Annotated in this window: 20 protein-coding genes; 7 read left to right on the plus strand and 13 right to left on the minus strand. The window is 41.6% G+C overall.

Going from position 1 to position 16100, the window contains the following annotated elements:
- Positions 1-166: 166 nt before the first annotated feature.
- Entirely contained in the window at positions 167-460 is a 294-nt protein-coding gene (locus CF596_RS13125; protein WP_004970123.1) for a hypothetical protein, read from the plus strand.
- Positions 461-544: 84 nt separating this feature from the next.
- Here CF596_RS13125 and CF596_RS13130 read toward each other — a convergent pair whose 3' ends face one another.
- The gene (locus CF596_RS13130; RefSeq protein WP_096902732.1) at positions 545-1453 is read right to left on the minus strand and encodes a DMT family transporter; all 909 of its coding nucleotides are present in this window, start codon (positions 1451-1453) and stop codon (positions 545-547) included.
- 285 nt (positions 1454-1738) lie between these two features.
- On the opposite strand from CF596_RS13130, the gene CF596_RS13135 reads away from it, so the two are divergent.
- Entirely contained in the window at positions 1739-2284 is a 546-nt protein-coding gene (locus CF596_RS13135; RefSeq protein ID WP_004970127.1) for a glutathione peroxidase, read from the plus strand.
- A gap of 335 nt (positions 2285-2619) precedes the next feature.
- The gene (locus CF596_RS13140) at positions 2620-3210 is read left to right on the plus strand and encodes a hypothetical protein (protein WP_096902740.1); all 591 of its coding nucleotides are present in this window, start codon (positions 2620-2622) and stop codon (positions 3208-3210) included.
- Between the two features lie 79 nt (positions 3211-3289).
- Here the strand turns inward: CF596_RS13140 and CF596_RS13145 are convergent, their stop codons facing one another.
- The 10 genes from CF596_RS13145 to CF596_RS13190 form a co-directional block, all read right to left on the minus strand.
- A complete protein-coding gene (locus CF596_RS13145) occupies positions 3290-3709 on the minus strand; it encodes a F0F1 ATP synthase subunit epsilon (RefSeq protein ID WP_004970132.1) in 420 nt (139 codons plus the stop codon).
- 27 nt (positions 3710-3736) lie between these two features.
- Positions 3737-5131 (minus strand): F0F1 ATP synthase subunit beta, encoded by a 1395-nt coding sequence (gene atpD, locus CF596_RS13150; protein ID WP_004970134.1) that lies wholly within the window; start codon positions 5129-5131, stop codon positions 3737-3739.
- 29 nt (positions 5132-5160) lie between these two features.
- Positions 5161-6030: a F0F1 ATP synthase subunit gamma gene (atpG, locus tag CF596_RS13155; protein ID WP_096902733.1), complete on the minus strand. Its 870-nt coding sequence runs from the start codon at positions 6028-6030 to the stop codon at positions 5161-5163.
- 83 nt (positions 6031-6113) lie between these two features.
- Complete coding sequence (atpA, locus tag CF596_RS13160; RefSeq protein WP_019837172.1) at positions 6114-7658, minus strand: F0F1 ATP synthase subunit alpha; 1545 nt, start codon at positions 7656-7658, stop codon at positions 6114-6116.
- Between the two features lie 40 nt (positions 7659-7698).
- Complete coding sequence (locus CF596_RS13165; protein ID WP_096902734.1) at positions 7699-8235, minus strand: F0F1 ATP synthase subunit delta; 537 nt, start codon at positions 8233-8235, stop codon at positions 7699-7701.
- A gap of 14 nt (positions 8236-8249) precedes the next feature.
- Complete coding sequence (locus tag CF596_RS13170; RefSeq protein ID WP_004970142.1) at positions 8250-8720, minus strand: F0F1 ATP synthase subunit B; 471 nt, start codon at positions 8718-8720, stop codon at positions 8250-8252.
- A 39-nt stretch (positions 8721-8759) separates the two neighbouring features.
- Positions 8760-9005 carry a F0F1 ATP synthase subunit C gene (gene atpE / locus CF596_RS13175; RefSeq protein ID WP_000424060.1) on the minus strand — a complete coding sequence of 82 codons (246 nt, stop codon included), beginning with the start codon at positions 9003-9005 and terminating at the stop codon, positions 8760-8762.
- Between the two features lie 85 nt (positions 9006-9090).
- The gene (gene atpB / locus CF596_RS13180) at positions 9091-9966 is read right to left on the minus strand and encodes a F0F1 ATP synthase subunit A (RefSeq protein WP_004970145.1); all 876 of its coding nucleotides are present in this window, start codon (positions 9964-9966) and stop codon (positions 9091-9093) included.
- Between the two features lie 103 nt (positions 9967-10069).
- The gene (locus CF596_RS13185; protein ID WP_004970147.1) at positions 10070-10468 is read right to left on the minus strand and encodes an ATP synthase subunit I; all 399 of its coding nucleotides are present in this window, start codon (positions 10466-10468) and stop codon (positions 10070-10072) included.
- A gap of 172 nt (positions 10469-10640) precedes the next feature.
- Entirely contained in the window at positions 10641-11480 is an 840-nt protein-coding gene (locus CF596_RS13190; RefSeq protein WP_096902735.1) for a zinc ABC transporter substrate-binding protein, read from the minus strand.
- A 135-nt stretch (positions 11481-11615) separates the two neighbouring features.
- Here CF596_RS13190 and CF596_RS13195 point away from each other — a divergent pair, with 135 nt between their 5' ends.
- The 3 genes from CF596_RS13195 to znuB are packed head-to-tail and all read left to right on the plus strand — an operon-like array spanning position 11616 to position 13678.
- Positions 11616-12110 carry a transcriptional repressor gene (locus tag CF596_RS13195; RefSeq protein WP_004970151.1) on the plus strand — a complete coding sequence of 165 codons (495 nt, stop codon included), beginning with the start codon at positions 11616-11618 and terminating at the stop codon, positions 12108-12110.
- Entirely contained in the window at positions 12086-12874 is a 789-nt protein-coding gene (gene znuC, locus CF596_RS13200) for a zinc ABC transporter ATP-binding protein ZnuC (protein ID WP_004970152.1), read from the plus strand. Before CF596_RS13195 ends, znuC begins: the two co-directional genes overlap by 25 nt.
- 3 nt (positions 12875-12877) lie before the next feature.
- On the plus strand, positions 12878-13678 hold the full coding sequence (gene znuB / locus CF596_RS13205) for a zinc ABC transporter permease subunit ZnuB (protein WP_096902736.1): 801 nt from the start codon (positions 12878-12880) through the stop codon (positions 13676-13678).
- A gap of 8 nt (positions 13679-13686) precedes the next feature.
- On the opposite strand, the gene CF596_RS13210 is transcribed toward znuB, so the two are convergent.
- Both CF596_RS13210 and CF596_RS13215 read right to left on the minus strand, forming a co-directional pair.
- Positions 13687-14127 (minus strand): hypothetical protein, encoded by a 441-nt coding sequence (locus CF596_RS13210; RefSeq protein ID WP_143228693.1) that lies wholly within the window; start codon positions 14125-14127, stop codon positions 13687-13689.
- Between the two features lie 58 nt (positions 14128-14185).
- Positions 14186-14806, minus strand: a complete 621-nt coding sequence (locus tag CF596_RS13215) for a LysE family transporter (RefSeq protein ID WP_096902738.1) — start codon at positions 14804-14806, stop codon at positions 14186-14188.
- A gap of 160 nt (positions 14807-14966) precedes the next feature.
- Between CF596_RS13215 and CF596_RS13220 the strand changes: the two genes are divergently transcribed.
- Positions 14967-15887 (plus strand): Dyp-type peroxidase, encoded by a 921-nt coding sequence (locus CF596_RS13220; protein WP_096902739.1) that lies wholly within the window; start codon positions 14967-14969, stop codon positions 15885-15887.
- The last annotated feature ends 213 nt before the right edge of the window (positions 15888-16100 follow it).

The following is a 16100-nucleotide window of genomic DNA, read 5'->3' on the forward strand; positions in this document are numbered from 1 at the left end:
TGTTTGTCTTTTATGCGTAATTTGAGTGTCTTCATCCAATTATTTTAACAGTATTTTTCTTAATAGTGACTATAGTACAAGTATTTAAAACGACATTTCGTGTCGTTCATATGGTTTACTCCAGTCGCTTATATCCTCGTGCTGAACCACGAGGTTTTACGCTCCAGTGGATAAAAAAAAGCTCAACCATATAGGGATGGTTGAGCATAAAAAGGATGTGTATAAAAGCACATCCAGAGGGTTTGAAAATCTTGCTGCAAATGATATTTCACTGATTATTGAATACAGTGGATCATTTTCGGTACGTGAATTATGGAGTAATTTAGTCGACTATACAAATAGATTTTTCCTATTAATCCAAGACAAATATTCAATGAAAGATTCATCTTTTTTTCTTAACAATTTAAATTATCTTACTATTTTTACAATTATTTTAGAAAAATTAAAAAAACTGTCATAATTCATAACACTCAATACTGTATAAATTTTGAATAAAAGGCATTTTAAATACACCTTTATGTGATCAAAAAAACACCAATTAAACTCAACTTTTTGCTTGAATGTGTACGCGTGCTTTCATTTGTGCCAACACAATACCCGTTAAAATAATCAATCCACCGATACTGTGATAACTCCCCCACACTTCTGCCAACCAAAAATATGCAATGATAGCCGTGAAAACAGGCATCAAATTCATAAAAATACTGGTGCGATTTGGCCCTAAATATTGAACGGCCAACATCCATACCAAAGGTGCAATAATTGAAGGAAATATACCTGCATACAGCACACTTAAACCATTTTGGCTATTTAAATGATCCAAGCCGAACCACAAAATAAATGGCAGATGGTAAAGTAAGGCGAATATAATTTGCACATAAAGACTCAGCATGAGCGGCAATTTTAAATTCCATTTCTTTAAAAACACCCCATAAAAGGCGTAAAAAAATACCGCCAAAACCATGAGCATATCGCCCGCATGTCCTGTCAGCTGACTGAGTTGACGCAAATCTCCTTGTGCAATCACATACAACAAACCCGAAAATGAAATAATGCAGCCCAAAACCGCAAATCGTGTCGGAATGTCTTTTAAGATCAGCAATGAAACCAAAACCGTAAACATGGGAATAAACGCATTAATAATGCCCATATTGGTTGCAGTGGTGTAATTGGCTGCGGTATAGCTTAGACCTTGATACAGCACCAAACCAAAAGCACTAAGCACTGCCAACTGTTTCAAATGTGGACGAATCAACTCACGCTGCTGCCAAACTTTGGGCAATATCCACGGGGTTAAAATCAGAAAAGCAATCAACCAGCGATAAAAACTGATACTGACGGGTGAAATATACTCCGCCACATACCTCGTTACTGCAATATTTAAAGACCAAATCAATACCGCAATCAATGGCAATAAAATTGCCCAAAATACGCCTTTATCTGACCGTATCATGTATTCATCATCCTTGTTGTACCAAACAGCATACCTGCTGTGAAACCCTTTTCTATAACTGACTTGTGATGCAAAGTGCTAAAAACCCAGTGTCTATTTATGGCACTTTTCGCTCGATTTATCCATCAATAAAATAAAATGCAGATACGAATTACATTTTTCTGCGCAATATCACGGCTATGCGGGATTCCATCAGTGTCGTAAATTTCTTTGCTATAAAACTTGCTGTACCCAAAAATTACAGTTACAACAGTAGCGGTAAAATACAGATTCTAGGAAGCAACTATGCGCACTTCAGTTTATGACATTGCAGTAAAAACCAATCAGGGTACGGAAACCACATTAAATCAATATGCAGGAAAAGTGTTGTTGATCGTGAACGTGGCATCAAAATGTGGCTTAACCCCGCAATACGAAGGCTTACAGCAACTCTACGCAGCAAAACAGGCACAAGGCTTAGAAATTTTAGCCTTTCCATCGAATGATTTCTTGGCACAAGAACCGGGCAGCGATACAGAAATTCAGGAATTTTGCTCACTGAATTATCAGGTGAGTTTTCCATTGTTTGCTAAAATTCCAGTCGTGGGTGCAGAAAAACATCCTCTCTACACGGCTTTAACGCAAGCAATTCCTGAACGTATTGGTGAAGGCCCATGGTGGAAAGATTTGGTTGATTACGGCTTAACCCCAAATGAACCACCTGAAGTATTGTGGAACTTTGAAAAGTTTTTGGTGAATAAACAAGGTGAAGTGGTGGCGCGTTTTGCCCCAGATTTAACCGCAGATGACCCGCGCATTGTAGAAGCGATTGAGGCTGAATTGGCTAAATAATTTTTTATTCAGCAAGTTAAAGAGTTCTTTCATAAATTCTCTTTAAATCAATAATTCAGCTCCCTCATCCTCTTGCGGAATATATTCCTCATCCTGAGCCATATATGGCGCAAGAGAAGGGACTATCAATATCAATTCGACATCAATTCGACGCATTACTTATGATCATTTTTCTTTTATGAAAGAAGTGTAATTCATAGGAGTTTCTTTAAAACTCCTATTTTTTTTGATTTAGACAAAAAAATTAAGATTTGTTATTGCTTTGCAACAATCTGTTTTTTATTCATATTTTCGTTTTATATTCATTCTCAATGAGTACCAAAAATCACATGAATATGAAAAATGTATCTTCGAAGACACTACTTCCGTTTGCACTATTGAGTTCTGCCTTGCTACTCAGCGCCTGTGATCAAATGAACACGCCGCAAACGCAAACAACTAATCAAGATGATTTAAACGTATCATCTAATAGCACTGCAAATACAACTAGTACCCCATTAAGCAGTGGCAATATGTTCTATATTGTGCGCGATGTGGCTGATCTACAGCTCAAAGCAGGTCAATATGTCGAACAACTGAATCAAACCAAGTCTGAATTGCAAACCGCTGTAGATGCGCAAGATCCACAACAATTACAAATTGCAGCGACTCAATTACAACAGCAGTTACAAGGCTTCAATCAAACACTAAGCAGCCTAGACTTAAAAACACAGGAAATTGATACCATCCGTCAAAACTTATTGGCTGCCAATCAGCAAGTTTTGGCTTCACCATTTTTAAATGGACAAATCGATTTAAGCAAAGTGGACTTTAAAAAACTGGAACAGCAAATGGGGAGTATTCAAGCTGAAATGCTAAAGCTGGCGGGGATGATTTTACAGGGCGAATCGAATCAACCTACTGATACCACCAATATGGCATCCTAAGCAAAGATAAGACTTCAATTATAAACAGTATAAAAAAAGCCACTCTTTCGAGTGGCTTCTTTCAATCTTAAACCGACAATTAAAGTGCGCGGTTTTTGATTTTGCGGATGGTTTCCAACTGTGCAGCAGTTTCTGCCAAAGCAGCCAAAGCAGCAGCAGAGTCCAAATCGCTCTTTTGATTTGCCAACAATTGTTCAGCGTGTTTACGCGCTTCAATAATTGCCGCTTCATCTAAGTTTTCTGCACGAACTGCAGTATCTGCAAGAATCGTAACAACATGCGGTTGAACTTCTAGAACGCCACCAGATACATAGATTAATTCTTCTGTACCATTTTCCAGCAGAACGCGGATTGCACCCGGCTGAAGCAAAGTTACCAGTGGTGCGTGACCCGGCATAATACCGAGTTCACCGCCAGCACCTTTTGCAATTAGCATAGTCACAGTGCCCGAGTACAAAGACTCTTTTACACTTACAACATCACATTGCATAGTCGCCATGAGAATCTCCTAAATTAGAGCTGCTAATTAAAGTTTCTCGGCTTTAGCAATCACTTCGTCAATACCACCAACCATATAGAACGCTTGTTCTGGGATATGATCGTATTCACCAGCTAGAAGACCTTTAAAGCCACGAATTGTATCTTTAAGCGGTACAAGTTTACCAGGCGCGCCAGTAAATACTTCAGCTACGTGGAACGGTTGAGAGAAGAAACGTTGGATCTTACGTGCACGGTATACAGTAAGTTTGTCTTCTTCTGACAATTCGTCCATACCAAGAATTGCGATAATGTCTTTCAATTCTTTATAACGTTGAAGAACGTTTTGAACTGAACGAGCAATTTCGTAATGCTCAGTACCAACAACTAATGGATCTAACTGACGTGAAGTTGAGTCTAGTGGATCGATCGCAGGGTAAATACCTTGAGATGCAATATCACGGCTCAATACTACAGTTGCGTCTAAGTGCGCGAACGTTGTAGCAGGTGATGGGTCAGTCAAGTCATCGGCAGGTACGTATACAGCTTGAATAGATGTAATCGAACCAGACTTAGTTGAAGTAATACGTTCTTGAAGAACACCCATCTCTTCTGCAAGTGTAGGCTGATAACCTACTGCAGATGGCATACGACCTAGAAGTGCTGATACTTCAGTACCTGCTAGTGTATAACGGTAGATGTTGTCTACGAACAATAATACGTCACGACCTTTACCGTTCTCATCTTTTTGATCACGGAAGTACTCAGCCATAGTCAAACCAGTTAACGCTACGCGTAAACGGTTACCAGGCGGCTCGTTCATCTGACCGTAGACCATTGCTACTTTGTCAAGAACGTTAGAGTCTTTCATTTCGTGATAGAAGTCGTTACCTTCACGAGTACGCTCACCAACACCAGCGAATACAGATAAACCTGAGTGCGCTTTAGCGATGTTGTTGATCAACTCCATCATATTTACGGTTTTACCAACACCCGCACCACCGAACAGACCAACTTTACCACCTTTCGCGAACGGGCAAAGTAAGTCAATGACTTTAATACCAGTTTCTAAAAGGTCAGTAGAAGCCGCTTGTTCTGCATAAGAAGGCGCTTGACGGTGAATTGGTAAACGCTCTTCAGTTGCAACTGGACCAGCTTCGTCGATAGGGCGACCAAGAACGTCCATGATACGACCAAGAGTCGCTGTACCTACTGGTACAGAGATTGGAGCGTTAGTGTTAGTTACGTTCAAACCACGCTTAAGGCCTTCAGTAGAACCCATTGCAATAGTACGAACTACGCCATCACCAAGTTGTTGCTGAACTTCTAATGTAGTTTCAGTACCGTCAACTTGGAGAGCGTCATAGATCTTAGGAACGCTGTTGCGTTCAAACTCGACGTCGATAACCGCGCCGATGATCTGAATGATACGACCGCCACTCATTGCTGTCTCCTCAATTCAAACTAATAATGTTAAACGGCAGCGGCACCACCAACGATTTCAGAAATTTCCTGAGTAATCGCGGCTTGACGCAGCTTGTTATAAATAAGTTGTAGGCTCTTGATCAGTTCACCTGCGTTATCTGTTGCAGCTTTCATTGCAACCATACGCGCAGACTGTTCACATGCGATGTTTTCAATCACACCTTGATAAACCATAGACTCGATGTAACGAACCAATAAACCATTTAACAGCTCTTCAGCTTCTGGTTCATAGATATAGTCCCAACCGTATTGACGGTTAAGAGTCTTGTTTTCTTCAGCAGCTGCTAAAGGAACAAGTTGTTCGATTTTCTGATCTTGAGTCATGGCATTTACAAAGCCATTCGATACGAGGTAAATGCGATCTAACTCGCCTTTATCGTACGCATCTAACATCACTTGCACAGAACCAGATAACTGTTCAAGACTTGGCGCATCACCTACGTTTGTAGTTGCACCAAGCACTTTACCGCCGTAGTTTTTAAAAAACGAAACCGCTTTTTGACCAATTAAAGCAAACTGAACTTCAATTGACTGCTCTTGTTGTTGCTGTACATGCTTTACAACTTTCTTGAACAAGTTAATGTTCAAGCCACCTGCCAAACCACGATCTGAAGACACAATGATATAACCCACGCGTTTTACAGGGCGTTCGATCATATAACGGTGTTTGTATTCAGGGTTCGCCTGTACCAAATGAGCAATTACACGGTGCATATTTTCGGCATACGGACGGCCTTGAGCCATGCGCTCTTGCGCACGACGCATCTTAGAAGCAGCAACCATTTGCATCGCGCGAGTAATCTTTTGCGTGCTCTTGATACTAGCAACTTTGGCGCGAATTTCTTTTAAATTTGCCATACGCTTAACCTAGTATTCGAAAGCCCTTTCAGGCTTCCGAAGGTTGATTCCGTGAACCAAACCCCTAACTAGCCAATGCTAAATTAGTAAGTTTGAGTCGCTTTAAAGCTTTCAATACCTGCTTTGATTGCAGCTTCGATGTCTTTGTTGAAATCACCAGTTTCATCGATTTGTTGCATTAACGCAGCATGTTCTGAACGGAAGTAAGAGATTAACGCAGCATCAAAGTCTACGATTTTCTTCACTTCTACGTCAGCCATATAGCCTTCGTTAGATGCATAAACTGAAACAGCTTGGTCAGCAATTGAGTATGGCGCATATTGTTTCTGCTTCATTAACTCAGTTACACGTTGACCATGTTCAAGTTGCTTACGAGTTGCTTCGTCAAGGTCAGAAGCGAACTGAGCAAACGCTGCCAATTCACGGTATTGCGCCAAAGCGGTACGGATACCACCAGACAATTTTTTGATGATCTTAGTTTGAGCAGAACCACCAACACGCGATACAGAAATACCCGCGTTCACAGCAGGACGAATACCCGCGTTGAATAATGATGTTTCTAAGAAGATCTGACCATCTGTAATCGAAATTACGTTGGTTGGTACGAATGCAGATACGTCACCTGCTTGAGTTTCAATAATCGGCAATGCAGTTAAAGAACCAGTTTGACCTTTAACTTCACCGTTAGTGAATTTCTCAACATAGTCAGCAGATACACGAGAAGCACGCTCAAGTAGACGCGAGTGTAGATAGAACACGTCACCTGGATACGCTTCACGACCTGGTGGACGACGTAAAAGCAATGAAATTTGACGATACGCAACAGCTTGCTTAGACAAGTCATCATAAATGATAAGCGCGTCTTCACCACGGTCACGGAAGTATTCACCCATTGTACAGCCAGAGTACGGAGCAAGATACAACATTGCTGCTGGATCTGCCGCTGCTGCTGCAACAACAGTTGTATACGCCATAGCGCCAGTTTCTTCTAGCTTGCGTACTACGTTTGCGATAGTCGATTGTTTTTGACCAATTGCTACGTATACACACTTAATGCCAGAGTTTTTCTGAGCGATGATCGCATCGATCGCCATTGCTGTTTTACCAGTTTGACGGTCACCAATGATCAACTCACGTTGACCACGGCCTACAGGGATCATGGTATCAACTGATTTATAACCAGTTTGAACAGGTTGATCCACTGATTGACGCCAAATTACGCCTGGTGCTACTTTTTCTACAGCATCAGTTAATTTTGCATCAATAGGGCCTTTACCATCAATTGGGTTACCCAAAGCATCTACCACACGGCCTAAAAGTTCTGGACCAACCGGAACTTCTAATACACGACCTGTGCAACGTGCTTTTTGACCTTCTTGAAGGCTTAAGTAGTTACCTAAAACAACGACGCCCACTGAATCCTGTTCTAGGTTCAGTGCCATACCAAATAAGCCGCCGTCGAATTCGATCATTTCACCGTACATTGCATCAGCAAGGCCGTGAATGCGCACAATACCGTCGGATACCATAACAATGGTACCTTCGTTTTTAGCGGTCGCGCTGGTGTCCAGATCGCCGATACGCTGTTTAATGAGCGCACTGATCTCGGATGGATTCAGTTGTTGCATTGCGCTATACCTCAATCTTTTATTAGTTCAGTCTTCGCAATTAAGCTAAAAGACGTGTCCGCATTTTTTCAAGCTTGTTAAGCGCAGAATCATCTATCACTTGGTCGCCTGCACGAATAACTACACCCGCAATTAACGCTGGGTTCACTTCTACAGAAACATTTACTGCCGCAGCTAAACGTTTTTCTAACGCTTGAGCAAGAATTTGTTCTTGTACAGAAGTCAATGGGAATGCTGATTCAATCACAACATCCACAGTATTGTTATTCTGTGATTTGAGCTGTTCGTATTCTGCTTGAATTTCAGGAAGCAAAGCCAAACGGTTGTTTTCAGCAAGCAATGTCAAAAAGTTTGACACTGCTGCAGTTTGGTCTTCACCTAAAACTTTGGCAAAAATACTCACCTGCTCAGCAGGCGTAAGCTCAGGGCGATTTAAGTAAGCTGAAAATGCTTCGTCTTGCACCGCAGCACTGAGCAAGTTAAGTGCTGTTGACCAATTGTCAGTTGCACCTTGCTCAGAAGCGTAAGCAAATGCTGCTTTAGCGTATGGGCGTGCCAACGTCAAGAGTTCAGCCATAATCTGCCTCTCTCTTAAAGTTTAGCAGCCAGCTGAGTCAGCATGGCATTGTGAGCTTCTGCGTCAACTTGCTGGCTAAGAATTTTCTCTGCACCAGTTACTGCAAGCGCAGCTACTTGTTGACGTAATTCTTCGCGAGCAGAATTGATTTCTGTATCAACAGCTTCTTTCGCTTGTTGACGAATACGCTCACCTTCAGCAGATGCTTGGGTACGCGCTTCTTCTACCAATTGTGCTGCACGACGATTCGCTTGTTCGATCAATTGAGCCGCTTGTGCTTTAGCTGCATCTAATTCAGCTTTCACTTGAGCTTGCGCATCGGCAAGATCAGCTTTGGCTTTCTCAGCTGCATTTAAGCCGTCAGCAATACGACGCTGACGCTCACTAATCGCATTGATTAGTGGTGGCCATACAAACTTCATGCAGAATGCGACGAAAATCGCAAATGCAATCGCTTGGCCAAACAATGTGAGGTTGATATTCATTGCAAATTCCTCAAATAGTGAATTTCGGAATTAAGCTGATTAACCTACAAATGGATTAGCGAAGATGAAGAACAAGCCAATACCAACACCGATCATAGGCACAGCATCAAGAAGACCTGCGATTAAGAACATACGAGTTTGAAGTTGTGGAGCCAATTCTGGTTGACGAGCAACAGCTTCAAGGAAGCGACCGCCTAAAAGACCAAAACCAATCGCAGTACCTAAAGCACCGAAAGCGATCAAGATAGCAGATGCAATTGCAACTAGACCTAAAGTGAGTTCCATGATAATTCCTCAGAGGTTAGGTTTTATACCAAATTAAGTTAAAAAATTGTGTGCCCAACCGCCCGATGACAGTTAGGCCATACCATTAATGCTTTTCGCTTGCCATGCTCATGTACACGATAGTCAACATCATGAAAATGAATGCTTGTAGCGTAATAATCAAAATGTGGAAAATCGCCCAAGGCACAGACAATGCCCACTGGATCCAGAACGGTAATAACGCGATAAGAATGAAGATTAACTCACCCGCATACATGTTACCGAACAGTCGTAGAGCCAATGAAACTGGTCGCGCCAAGAAAGTAGTCAATTCCAACAATAAGTTGAATGGAATTAAAAGCACTTTAGCAACTGGATTACTTGGGTTGAATGGGTTAAGTGCCAACTCACCAACGAAGCCGCCAACACCTTTCTCACGAATACTATAGAAAATAATTAAGAAGAATACAGAAATAGACATACCTAAGGTAATGTTTGGATCTGTAGTCGGAACAATTTTAAAGTAAACTTGATGAGGGTCCACACCCAGCATAGATGCAATCGCCTGTTGAGCTACATAAGGAATAAAGTCAACAGGGATTAAATCCATCAAGTTCATGAGGAAAATCCACACGAAAATGGTTAATGCTAAGGGTGCAATTAATCGAGACTTCCCATGGAAGGTATCACGTACACTTGAATCCACAAACTCGATAATCACTTCAATTACTGACTGGAATTTACCAGGCACGCCTGAATTTGCAGCTTTCGCAACAATCCAGAACAATAAACAGAAGATCAGACCAAGTCCGATAGACCAACCCATTGAATCCAAGTGAATAGCAGTGAACCCCATCTGTTGAGCTTCTTCAGCAGACTCAGCCAACTTCCATGAACCGTCTGGCATTTTGCCATAGGTCATATTGGTCAAGTGATGCTTGATATACTCGGTCGAAGTAAGGGCATGTTCTTCAGCAGCCATAAATCACACCTGGTCAATGTAAAAAAACTAATAGAACAAACGAACATCGCGTGCTGCTTGATATCTCGCCTATTCCTGAAAAACTTTTCAATTTTTGCTGCGTTTAGACTCGTTTTTGTAATCGTGACACCCAAAATGGCGCAACCCACGACATGCTTTGAACGAGCATAAAACCACAAAACAATGCCACCGGGGATAACGGCTGTACATTGCTTAAAATTAAAATGAATCCTACGATCACGATTGCAAACTTACCGAGCATTCCTCTATACATGTTCGAAAGAACCTGTCTGGACGCTCGTGCACCTGCTGCTCGAAACGACTGCCATGAAAAATAACAACTTGCCAACCAACAAACACTAGCACCAAGTGCAGCGCTTAAGGCAGCCGTTGAGTCTTTCAAGACCCACGCTATCAGGGCTGAAACTGGAATCATGAATGCTTGTAAGAAGACCAAAGCTTTAGCTAATCGTCGGTCAATCAAGCGACTAGTTCGGCTCATTTTTTTATCCACTCACAGCATTAATGCTTGACAAGTTCAACTGATGATCGTTTTTTATCGCAGGCATTATAGAGTTAGCCCCCTGAACATGCAATCGTTTCCCGACCTTAGTCGTGTTTTTTTGCATGTTTGTCTCGGAATTGTCATATTTCAAATTTGCTTAAAAAACGCATCATTTTCGTGCATTTAATACACAAGCCTTGGTTTGCTTGGCTAATTGCTGCCACGCTTGCACAAAATCATCTGCGCCGCGCATGCTTTCATCGACCTTTTGAAACACAATTGGATTCAATTTCATATACTGATTTTTACTGGCATGACCTTCTGCAAGCAGGCACATTTTTGGATTTGGGCGGTGATCGTTCAAATATTTAATTTGTGCGACTGTTGGCGCAATATGCGGATCGTTGGTCATCGACCCTGAAAATTCTAAATTTAAGGCACGTTCTAAGTATTGATAGGCATCGTGATAGGCCCAATATGGCTGTGCTGCAGTTTGAGTCTGAAATTGACTTGCACTTTTGAATAAACTCTGTGCGAAGGCACGTGCGTTGTTCCAGTATCCATCGCGATGTTCAGGCATTTGCTGAGAACGTAACGCGGCAATAAAGAAGCCGATACGCACCGCATTGTTTGGGTCTAGCCAGACATGGCTGTCTACTGTATTTTTTAATGCTGCACCACGTTCTGAACGCTGCGGCAAAGTTTTCATAATGCCCGTATCTAATAAAGCAATCGCTTTAGGATTTTGATGTAATACACGTTCTAGCGGTGCTTCATGCGCCTTACCTAGCCAAATAATTAAACCCGCATCTTGGATGATTTTACGATGTGCAGGCGTGAGCGATACATCATGCCCTGTTTGATCTGCCAGTAATAAAGTGGGTGTTTCGATATTTTGCGTGACTTTTTGGGCAATCAAATAGATAGGATGCGTAGACACCACCAAAGCCTGCGCCATGCTGACAGTACTGCATAACGCTAAGAAACAGAAACTAAATAAACGAAACATTGCGGCATATCACGAAAAATCGATAAACGTTATAATATAACAAATTTATAAAAATACCTACGTATAATCGAAACTGATAACGCTTCATGCTAAGATTTACTGTCGTTTTTCTTTTAAAGTTCAACTGGGGTGGCTATGAGCTTATGTTCGCACGAGCATCACAATGCATTACATGGCGTTCACGACCATCACAATGTCGATCAACGTCTTGCCGAAGCTGAAAGTTTATGTGCGGCAACAGGTGCTCGTTTAACACCGCTACGTAAAGAAGTGTTGGAACTCATTCTCAAGGCATCTGCACCAATGGGTGCTTATGATTTATTGGCGAAAATTAAAAGTGAGTCTGATCGTCCTGCAGCACCGCCAACGGTGTACCGTACTTTGGATTTTTTACTGGAAAAAGGACTAATTCACCGTTTGACTTCAATCAATGCCTATATTCCTTGCTGTCATCCACGTGAAGGACACCAAGCGGCTTTTTTGATCTGTACTGAATGTAAAGTCGTTAAAGAAGCTTCAGCGCAAGGTTTATTAGAGCAATTAGATCAGTTGGCAGCCTCTGACCGCTTTAGCCCGCATCACAGCATTATTGAGATTTCTGGAAAATGTCAGCAGTGCAACAGCAAATAACCACTGCACCGCTCATCGCCTTGCACAATATTCAGGTGCGAATAGATGAGCGCGATATTTTAAAAAATGTCGATTTTGAATTGCATGCACATGAAATTGTCACGCTAATTGGCCCCAATGGCGCAGGAAAATCGACTCTAATTAAAGTCTTGCTTGGCATTGTCAAACCAAATGCAGGTAAGCTCGTAAATGCTCGCAAATTGACCTTTTCTTATGTGCCGCAAAAGTTTAATCCTTCACACAGCTTGCCTTTAAGAGTGAAAGATTTACTGGCTTTAGAAAAATGCCCAGACGCAATTAAAGCAGAAATTATCCGCGATACTGGCATTGCCAAACTGCAAGATTCAAAAGTACAACAACTGTCTGGTGGTGAGCGGCAACGGGTGCTATTGGCACGCGCCTTATTACGTCAACCTGATGTTTTGGTACTGGATGAGCCGATGCAAGGACTAGATATTCAGTCCGAAGCTGAACTGTATGACTATGTGCGCAACTTACCGAGCAAATATGGCTGTGCGGTGTTGATGGTGTCGCATGATTTGCAATGGGTCATGCAAGGTACGCATCGTGTGGTATGTTTAAATAAACACATTTGCTGTAGCGGTTTGCCCGAAAATGTACAGCAACATCCTGAATACCAAGCTATTTTTGGAACCAATCGGGTGTTTTATCAACATCACCATGAACACTGCGCCCATGGCGATCATGCCGAGCCTTGTCAGCATGATTCACGTCCTCATATTCACCCTGAACCGGAAGCTTAACCCATGATGGATTGGCTACAATTGCTGTTACCTGCATGGATCATGGGCAGTTTATTGGTATTTTTGACCGCCCCACTTGGCTGTTTAATGCTGTGGCGACGCATGTCCTTTTTTGCCGATACGATGGCGCATGGCACTTTATTGGGTGTGGCAATTGCAGGCGCGTTAAGTTTACCTCTGTGGATGGGCGTGACATTCTTGGCATTATTATTGGTGGGTGTTTTGTGGATTTTACATGATCCACGGTTGCCGAATGATGCATTATTGGCGCTCTGCTCTGCGACCTTGCTCTGTTCAGGTTTGCTCTTTATTCAACATATTCCGAGTTTGCGTCCTGAGTTGCTGAGCTATTTATTTGGCGATTTACTCACCATTTCATGGGCAGATTTACCCGTATTTGCTTTGGTCATTATTGCAGCCTTAGCGGTACTCTATAAGTTTTGGCAGGCTCAAATTCAAATTGCAATTGACCCTGACATTGCAGTCAGTGAAGGTGTGAATGCACAATGGCAACGTCTGATTTTTATGTTGTTATTGGCATTATTTACAGTATTGGCTTTACGTGCAGTCGGCTCTTTATTGATGGGTGCATTGTTGGTGATTCCTGCCTTAACCGCACGTTTATTGGCTCACTCGCCTAAACAAATGGTGATTTGGGCGTTTATTGTGGCGCAAATTGCAGTCAGCGTAGGTTTATGGTCAAGTGCAGGCTTAAACATTTCAACAGGTTTAAGCATTGTGATGACTATGGCGATCATTTTTGCAGTAATTTTTAGCGTGCAAAAAGTCAGAATGATGGCTTAGTTTTTCGTTCATGAGTATCTATATTTTTTTATTGCAGCAATGAGCATTACGACCAAAAGTGGCAGCATGTACACTATCCACAGTGCCATATCACTGTGAATCACTTGCTGTAAGAGACTCAATTGCTGCTGACCTTCTGAAACAGCATTCCAATCTATTGTTTGTAGATAAAACATTGCATGAATGGCAATCAACAACACAGCTGTGATATTAATCAACACCACACTTTGCCACACTGTATGTTTAAAATAAGTTTGCAAAGCGGCAAATACAAAAGAAAAAATCAAATTGATACTCAAATGCACCATCAAAGCAATTGGCCAAAACACGCGATCTATTGAAAAGTGAATCGCTAATCCAATTGCAATTAAAGTTGAAAAACTCAAAAGCAACATGCAAATCCACCAATGTTGCCAATAACGTGCTCGCGGAATACCTTTAATTTTCAACGTATATCACAATCTATTTTTTATAATTACAGCATACACTTTTGTGTAATTGAAGGCATTACTGATGCACCAAACTCAACAAAAAAGCAGCGCCTGCAAACAATGCAGCAAAAGTACGATTCATGACTTTTTGCTGCTTCGGTGATCTTAACAAACGTAAAACTTTAGCAGCCAAGCCCGTATAGCCCGCCATCACAATCAAATCAATACTAATCATGGTCAACGCCATAATTGCATATTGCGTCCATTGTGGTTTAGATAAATCTAAAAATTGCGGTAAAACTGCCAATAAAAACACAATTGCTTTGGGATTGCTCATATTGACCAGAAATCCGTACATCACCAATTTTCCAGCAGATTTTCGCGTCAGCTCATGCTGAATTTCAATCGACTGTGTAGGCGCTGCCCATTGCAAATACGCCAAATATAACAAATACGCCACACCAAACCATTTCACAATCAGAAATGCCCAAGGCGTTGTCGCAAATAATACTCCTGCCCCTGCAGCTACAATCGCGATTTGCAATAATAAGGCCAGTTGTAGACCAATCGCATTCCAATAACCATGTCGAAAACCATAATTCAAACCACTCGACATAGATGCTATTGCACCCGCGCCAGGTGAAACACTAATCACCCAACAGGCCAACATAAACGCAATCCAAACTTGATAAGACATATATCGCCGCTTTTCACAAGACAGTGCATTATATGATATTTCACTTAATCTCATGACTAAAAACGTGGAATAAAAATCGGGTTGAGGCTATTAAGCCTACATACAATCAGGCACAATAAAGTCAACTTTATAGAAAACAACAAATTTTCAGGAGCTATACATGACTGCCCAATCTGTAATTTTGCCACTACCTTCAGATCATGCTCGCTTTCTTGTACTTCGTTTAAAAGACTTAAGCATTACTGAGTTAAAAGAAAAATTGGCTGACTTGTTTAGCACACGGGATCGTTTGATTACCCAACATCCACATGCCCAAATTAAAACTGGCGTTGCTTTTGGTCCTGAACTTTGGGCACAACTCTATGAGCAATCTCCAGATGGTTTTAAACAATTACAACCGATTCAAGGGGCGTACCCAATGCCTGTCGTGCCTGCCGATGTGATTATTCATCTCGCGAGTGCCCGTTCAGATATTTGCTTTGCGCTCAGTCAGGCCTTTTTTGAGGGGATCCAAGACAAAATTGAAGTGTTGGATGAACGGGTCTGTTTCCGTTATTTTGATGGACGCGACATGACGGGATTTATTGATGGTACCGAAAACCCACAATTTCCAGATGATCGTGCCGAAGTTGCACTTTTAGGGGAAGATGCAGGCGTGTTTGCCGATGGTTCTTTTATTTTTGCACAGCGCTATTGTCACGATTTAGAAAAATGGAAAAAGCTCAAAGTCGATGCCCAAGAACACGTGATTGGACGCACCAAACTTGAATCGATTGAATTAGATGAAGATGTACAACCTGAAAATTCGCACGTTTCACGTACTGTCGTTGAAGATGATGCAGGCGATGAAATGGAAATTTTGCGCCATTCTTTACCTTATGGTGATGGCAAAGGCGATCAGGGTTTATTCTTTATTGCCTATACCAAAGATTTGAGCATTATTGATGCCATGTTAGAACGTATGTTTGGTACTTCAGGTGATGGCATCCACGATCGTTTATTGCATTTCGTCACCGCCTTGGATGGTGCATATTACTTTGCCCCGAGTGAGGAGTTGCTAGAAGAAGTTTTGGAAGACTAATCTGCAATTAGTATGAAGTCGTAAAATATCAGCGACTTCATACTGATTTATCGTTTCTTTTGGACAGATATGTAAACTCTTTCAAATGAGATCAGACAGCAAAATATAAGCATTAATTACACGCTTATTTTTCCTTATATAACCCGAATTACGGATAAGAAAAGCCCTTGAAAAAAAGGTAGTTAGAGCCATTTAGAAAGTTACGACACAACC

The organism is Acinetobacter sp. YT-02 (assembly GCF_002412355.1).
GTDB classification, from domain to species: domain Bacteria; phylum Pseudomonadota; class Gammaproteobacteria; order Pseudomonadales; family Moraxellaceae; genus Acinetobacter; species Acinetobacter towneri.